We start from the raw sequence: 6,722 nt of genomic DNA on the forward strand, positions 1-6,722 counted from the left end.
CTAAAGTACTTTAGCTTCGCCCTTGTATATACGTCCTGCAATTGTATCTACAGTTACTATTTCCCCTTCTTTCAGTATATTTGTAGCATTTATTGCACCTACGATAGTGGGTTTACCTAAATTTAATCCTACTATGGCTGCATGGGAAGTTAGGCCTCCTTGTTCTACAATTATGGCCGATGCCTTTTCCATAAGCTTCACCATATCCTTATCTGTAAATTTGCTAACCAGTATATCCCCGTCTTCAAATTTTTCTTCTAATTCCTTACTACTGCTACCAATACATACCTTACCTGACGCAGATTTCTTGCCTATTCCTACTCCTTTTAGTAGTACTTTCCCAACGGTATGAACCTTTATTAAGTTGGTAGTTCCTGACACTCCTACGGGAATTCCTGCTGTTATTACTATCAAATCCCCTTCTTTAATATACCCTTTCTCCATAGCACTATGGATAGATCTGTCTATGACTTCATCTGTAATATTACTCTTTAAAGATTGTACTGGATGAACTCCCCAAACCAAGGATAGTTTTCTCATAACTCTTTTAGTAGTAGTGGCAGCTATAATAGGGGCTCTTGGCCTAAACCGAGATATAGCCTTTGAAGTATAGCCTGAAGATGTAGCTGTAATTATGGCTGATGCTTCTAGATCCTCCGCTGTCGTACAGGTTGCTTTGCTTATAGCATTGGTTGTAGTAACATCCTTTGCTATGGATTTTGCTTTTAATATTTCCATATAATCTATGGATTCTTCCGTTTTGGTTGCTATATTGTACATGGTTTTTATAGCTTCTAGAGGATATTTTCCTGCGGCTGTCTCCCCTGATAGCATTATGGCATCGGAGCCATCTAGTATTGCATTGGCCACATCTGTTACCTCAGCTCTTGTAGGCCTTGGATTCCTTATCATTGAATCTAACATTTGGGTAGCTGTAATTACTGGTTTTCCGGCTATATTACACTTCTTGATTATTCGTTTTTGTATAAGGGGTATCTCTTCCGTTTGTATCTCTACTCCTAGATCTCCTCTTGCAACCATTATCCCATCAGAAGCTTCTATTATCTCTTCTATATTGTCTACCCCTTCTTGATTTTCTATTTTTGATATAATTTCAATATGTTCACCATTGTTTTCTTCAAGTATTTTTCTTATTTCCAATACATCGGAGGCTTTCCTAATAAAAGATGCTGCTATGAAATCTATATCATTCTCTATTCCAAATTTGATATCATTAATGTCCTTTTCAGTTATAGGAGGTAGGTTGATAGATACATTAGGTACATTTACGCCCTTGTGGTCCTTTAATGTCCCACCGTTCAAAACCTTACACTTAATATCGGTTTCGTCTACAATTTCCTCTACTACCAGTTCCACCAATCCATCATCTATTAAAATTCTATTGCCTTCTTTTACATCCTTAGGCAATCCTTCATAGGAGACATAGACTTTAGTTTTATCCCCTACTATATCCTTTGTAGTCAGTGTGAATATATCCCCATCATTTAATTCTATTTCATCTACATTAAAAGTCCCTATTCTAATTTCAGGACCCTTGGTATCCAACATTATTCCAATGGGTAAATCCATTTCTTCTCTTAATTTTTTGATAGTGTCAATCTTTGCTTTATGTTCTTCATGGGTTCCATGAGAAAAATTAAGTCTTGCAACGTTTAAACCGTTTAAAAATAACTCCTTTAGTACTTCTTCCTTTTCTGATGCTGGTCCTATAGTACATACTATCTTTGTTTTTTTCACAATCCCACCCCTCTCTTCTATATGGATAATATTTTTCCTATATTGTACATTTCTAAATCGAACTTCTTCTCTGTATTTAACGCCTCATCTAAATTAATATCGATTATTTCATTACATTTGGTTCCTAAAGCCCTGCCAGATTTCCCACTAAGCAAAAGCTCTACGGCTTTATTTCCCATTTTACTTGCCATTATCCTATCAAAGGCCGTAGGTGATCCACCTCTTTGAATATGACCTAATATGGTAACTCTGGTTTCAGTGCCAGTTTTTGCTTCAATTTCCTCTGCTACTTCATAGGCATTTCCTACTCCTTCTGCTAAAGCTATAATATGATGTAGTTTGCCCCTATTTCTACCTTGTATTACCCTTTTGCAAACTTCGTCTATATCAAATTCCACTTCTGGAACGATAATGCTTTCTGCACCACCGGCGATACCGGAATAAAGGGCAATATCACCGCAACCCCTTCCCATTACTTCTACTATATTAGCCCTTCCATGGGAAGTAGAGGTATCCCTGATCTTGCCAATAGCATCTACGGCTGTTTCCACTGCTGTCATAAAACCTATAGTGTAGTCCGTATATCCCATATCGTTGTCAATAGTACAAGGAATACAGGATACTGGTACGCCAGCATTATACAGTTTTTGGGCCCCTTTAAAGGTTCCGTCGCCACCTAATACTACTAAACCATCTATTCCAAAAACTCTAATCACATTTAAAGCTTTGTTAAGACCTTCTTCAGTCTTAAATTCATCACATCTAGCAGACCTTAGCATAGTGCCTCCCCTATGGATTATATCTGCCACAGAAGATAGATTCATCTCTTCTATTTCTCCATTTAGTAATCCATTATAGCCTTGTTTTATGCCCATTATCTTTACATCATTAAATATGGAAGATCTAACTACAGACCTGATAGCTGCATTCATTCCTGGAGCATCTCCTCCACTTGTTAATAGTCCAATAGTATTCATATTTTTCCTCCTAACTATGAAATATTATATTATTCCTAAATCATATAGTACTGCTTGTATATCTTTTGCCTCAAATTCTGGTGCTAGTATCTCATATAGCTCCTCGTCCTCTTCTTTAACAAATAGCCGTTTTTTTACTAAAAATCCTTCCGCTTGTAGTTGTTTTTCAACTTCGGTGGCTTGTTCTAAACCTGAGGCCACATAGACTGCAGTCCACATTTTTTAGCACGCTCCTAATCTTATAGATGTTAAGGAATATACTTTATTCTTTTATTTTACATTATAGCATAGATTAATATATTTTTTCATATATTCTAACCTATTAGGAAACTTTAACATTGCTCTTTCCTAACATTCGAATCAATTCTTCCAACAATAACTCCTCTTCAATATTTACCCATAGATCTCTCTGGGCTATTACCGTCTTTCCTTCTTCCTCCATATATACATATACTGGAGTTTGGCCCTTGTATCGGGAAAGTATTTTCTTTATAGAATCAAATGTATTTAAAGATTTTCCCTTAGAAATTTTTAAATACACCTTTCCCTGTTTAAAAGTATTCAGCTTGCTTATGCTTTCACAGAGTATTTTAGGTTCATCTTCTTCTGTTAAGCTTATCTTTCCCTTAATGATCACCAGGCTATCTTCTTCTATTAGCCTACTATATCTTTCGTAGGCTGCTGGGAATACTATGCATTCTACAGCACCATATAGATCTTCTAAGGTTACAAAAGCCATCATATTGTTATTCTTGGTAATTTTATTTTTCTTAGCTGCTATTATACCGCCAATGGTTATCCGTTTGCCATCTATATTCTCACCTAATCCTTCTCCTATATCCTCTTGAGCTTCATATAGTTCTGCAGTGCTTATGGTGGATATTTGCTTAAGTTCCTCTTCATAAGGCTGTAGAGGATGACCACTAATATATATGCCTAGCATCTCCTTTTCCATGGTAAGAAGAGTCTTTTGATTGAACTCCTTTAAATCTGGCAGATCATCTTCTGAAACCTTAGTATCTATGGTTTCAAACATGGAAAATTGACCTTCTATATTCCTCTTCTTATCTGCATGAATCCCATCCATTACCCTTTCAAATATGGATAAAAGCTGGGCTCTGTTTCCACCTAAACTATTCATGGCACCACATTTTATTAGGCTTTCCACTGCCCTTTTGTTCATCACTGAAGAGTCTATATTTTCCATCCTTTCACAAAAATCAGTAAAACTACTAAAAGGTCCATCTTCTCTGGCTTTTATTATGGTTTCAATAAAGTTTTGCCCTACATTTTTTACTGCCATAAGACCAAATCTTATCTTTCCATCTACTACGGTAAACTTCTTATAGCTTTCATTTATATCGGGAGGCAATATATCTATGCCTAGTCTTTTGCACTCTTGGATATACAGGGATACGGAATTAGTATCTCCCATTACGCTGCTAATAAGAGCTGCCATAAACTCCACTGGATAATAGTGTTTAAGCCAAGCTGTCCTATAGGCTACCACTGCATAGGCTGCAGAATGGCTTTTGTTGAAGGCATATTTTGCAAAGTCTATCATCAAATCGTATATTCTATTGGCATCTCTTTCATTTACACCGTTTCGCAAGGCTCCTTTGATGATTACATTACCCTTCTCATCGGTTTCCCCATATATAAACCTTTGTCTTTCCCTTTCCATTACATCCATTTTCTTTTTACCCATGGCACGTCTTACTAAATCCGCTCCTCCCATGGTAAACCCGCCTATATCCCTTACTATCTGCATGACCTGCTCCTGGTATACAATACATCCATAGGTTACTTCTAAAATAGGTTTAAGCTTAGGATGTAGATATTCTATATTATCAGGATTGTTTTTGTTTTCTATATATTGAGGAATTTGATTCATAGGGCCAGGCCTAAACAAGGAATTGGCCGCTATTAAATTTTCAAACATATTAGGCTTAAGTTCCTTTAGGAATTGTCTCATTCCAGCACTTTCAAATTGAAAAATCCCTAAAGTCTCTCCCTTTGCAAACATCTCTATTACCTTCGGATCGTCATAAGTAAACTGTGAAAAGTCCACATTTATACCATGATTTTGTTCAATCAATTGGACTGCATCTCGTATTACTGTAAGGGTTCTAAGACCTAAGAAATCCATCTTTAGAAGTCCTAATTCCTCCAATTCCACCATATTGAACTGGGTAGTTATAGCATCATTATTTCTCGACAAAGGTACATAGGTAGTTATAGGTTCTTTGGATATTACTACACCTGCTGCATGGGTAGAGGTATGCCTTGGTAATCCTTCTACAGCTAAGGCTAAATCTATTAAATGCTTTACTTCTTCATTGGATTCATATATATCCCTAAGGCCTTTATTTACATCTAAAGCTTTAGATATAGTCATACCCAACTCCATTGGAATTTGCTTTGCTATATAATCCACTTCCCCATAGGGCATATTAATAGCCCTACCTACATCGCGTATGGCACCTCGAGCAGCCATAGTACCAAAGGTGGCAATCTGAGCTACTCTATCTTCCCCATATTTTTCTACTACATAATCTATGACCTCTTCTCTTCTCTCATAGCAAAAATCTATGTCTATATCAGGCATAGATACCCTTTCAGGGTTTAAAAACCTCTCAAATAAAAGATCATATTCCAATGGGTCTATATCTATAATCCCTAAGGCATAGGATACGATACTTCCTGCAGCAGAACCTCTTCCTGGTCCTACCTCAATCCCCTCTTCCTTAGCAAATCTTATAAAATCCCAAACTATGAGGAAGTAATCCGTATATCCCATCTGAACTATGGTATTGAATTCAAAATCAAATCTTTCCTTTATTTCCGGGGTAATGATCCTGTATCTTCTCTTTAACCCTTCCATACATAACTCTTCCAAATACTCTACATTGGTATATCCTTCTGGTATTTCATATTTTGGTAGATGGAGGGTATCAAAATCCAAGCTTACATTACATCTTTCCCCTATCTTTACCGTGTTTTCCAGTGCTTCTTCTGTAGAGCTAAATATGCTTTTCATTTCGCCATAGGATTTTAAATAGAACTGATCGGTGGGAAACTTCATCCTATCGGTATCGTCTATGGTTTTGCCCGTTTGGATACACAATAGTACATCGTGAACTATTGCATCTTCCCTTTTTAAATAATGGACATCATTGGTCGCCACCAGTGGTATTCCTGTTTCTTTGCTCATCTGTATTAGCTGTTGATTAACCCATTTCTGTTCTTCCATTCCATGGTCTTGAATCTCTAGGAAGAAATTGTCTTGCCCAAATATTTCATTATACTTAATGGCTGTTTCCTTAGCCTTGTCGTAATTTCTATTTAGGAGATGGCTTTGAACCTCTCCTCCTAAACATGCACTCAAGGCTATTATGCCTTGGCTATATCGGGCTAATATATCATGGTCTACCCTAGGCTTATAATAAAATCCATTTACATATCCTTCCGATACTATGTTCATAAGATTTCTATAGCCTATATCATTTTCCGCTAAAAGCACCAAATGGTATTGATTTTTATCCTTTGGTTCCCTTTCCGTATATTTATTTATGGCAACATATACTTCAGAACCTAATATAGGTTTAATCCCTCTACGATGGGCTTCTTTATAAAATTTAATAACACCAAACATAGATCCATGGTCTGTAATGGCTATGGTATCCATTCCTAATTCCTTGGTTCTATCTAATAGATCTTCAATTCTACTGGACCCATCTAGTAGGCTATATTCTGTATGGACATGGAGATGTACAAATTTGTCCTTATAAGTCATTATAAAACCCCTTCTAAAATATATTTATATATTAATTCTATCACAATAAAAAAATTTTTAAACTCCCAGTTATGTGGGAGTTGGTGAACAATATATGAATTATGTGTCGTTAATTCTAAATTACTTTAGTGGTAGCCCCCGGCATATTTATAAAGAACGGCATCTCCGATTCGAGATTTGGCAAATAGCAC

Annotated in this window: 4 protein-coding genes; all 4 read right to left on the reverse strand. The window is 36.4% G+C overall.

From position 1 onward, the window contains the following. Positions 1-1,758, reverse strand: coding sequence for a pyruvate kinase (gene pyk, locus C3E88_RS12190; protein WP_236910462.1), 1,758 nt, complete (start codon positions 1,756-1,758; stop codon positions 1-3). A gap of 17 nt (positions 1,759-1,775) precedes the next feature. Then, the gene (gene pfkA, locus C3E88_RS12195; RefSeq protein WP_236910463.1) at positions 1,776-2,735 is read right to left on the reverse strand and encodes a 6-phosphofructokinase; all 960 of its coding nucleotides are present in this window, start codon (positions 2,733-2,735) and stop codon (positions 1,776-1,778) included. A 24-nt stretch (positions 2,736-2,759) separates the two neighbouring features. After that, positions 2,760-2,954 (reverse strand): hypothetical protein, encoded by a 195-nt coding sequence (locus C3E88_RS12200; protein ID WP_236910464.1) that lies wholly within the window; start codon positions 2,952-2,954, stop codon positions 2,760-2,762. Positions 2,955-3,057: 103 nt separating this feature from the next. Continuing rightward, positions 3,058-6,531: a DNA polymerase III subunit alpha gene (locus C3E88_RS12205; protein WP_236910465.1), complete on the reverse strand. Its 3,474-nt coding sequence runs from the start codon at positions 6,529-6,531 to the stop codon at positions 3,058-3,060. Between the last annotated feature and the right edge of the window lie 191 nt (positions 6,532-6,722).

The sequence above is a fragment of the Clostridium sp. Cult3 genome, from assembly GCF_021655115.1.
Taxonomy (GTDB): Bacteria; Bacillota; Clostridia; order Tissierellales; family Tepidimicrobiaceae; genus PPXY01.